Here is a 796-nt window from a genome sequence, read left to right as displayed (position 1 = left end):
TCGACCGTGACCCTGTTCCAGCTCGATTTCGACCCCGAGAGCCTGTTCGGGGGCGAGGCCGGCACCCCCGAGCCGGGCCGCCCGAGCCGGCGCACCGGCATCGGGTGGACCAACCACTACGCGGTGACGCCCTGGCTCGCGCTCGATGCCGACCTCACCGTCACCCATGCGCGCTTTGCCGACCGCGACCCGGCCGGCAGCCGCATCCCCGCCGCCCCCACCGCCATCGGCTCCACCGGATGCAGATGCGTGTCCGCCACCCAGCCGGCCGGCTCCCCCCGCAGGCGAGACTCGTAGAAGTAATCGATCTGGCTCGCCTTGACGTTGAGCAGGTTGAGGATGTCGAGCTGCACGGTGACGCCGTTGTCGAAATTGTAGCCGATGCGGCCGTTCACCAGGGTGGTCGGCTTCGAGCGGACGGAATTGTCCTCGATCAGCGGGCGCGGGCCGAAATAGCGGAGCCGCAGCGTGCCGAACCAGCCGAGCGCCTCGCCCAGCGTGAAGCCGGCCGCCGCGATGGCGGTGGGGGCGGCGGGAATGCGGCTGCCGGCCGGGTCGCGGTCGGCAAAGCGCGCATGGGTGACGGTGAGGTCGGCATCGAGCGCGAGCCAGGGCGTCACCGCGTAGTGGTTGGTCCACTCGATGCCGGTGCGCCGGCTCGGGCGGCTCTGCTCGGTGGTGCCGGCATCGCCCACGAACAGGTTCTCGGAGTCGAAATCGAGCTGGAACAGGGTCACGGTCGATTCGAGGCCGGCGATGGAGCGATTGCGGACGCCCACTTCCGAGCCCACGAGAC

At 70.4% G+C, this 796-nt stretch carries 1 protein-coding gene; it reads right to left on the bottom strand.

All coding sequences use genetic code 11. The features are described from left to right. Positions 1-116: 116 nt before the first annotated feature. The coding region (locus VQ02_RS34465; RefSeq protein ID WP_048448788.1) for a TonB-dependent receptor domain-containing protein at positions 117-796 on the bottom strand (680 nt) is incomplete at its 5' end.

The sequence above is a fragment of the Methylobacterium variabile genome (assembly GCF_001043975.1).
GTDB lineage: Bacteria > Pseudomonadota > Alphaproteobacteria > Rhizobiales > Beijerinckiaceae > Methylobacterium > Methylobacterium variabile.
Note: the sequence above shows the minus strand (reverse complement) of the source record. Positions and strands in the feature narration are given on the sequence as shown.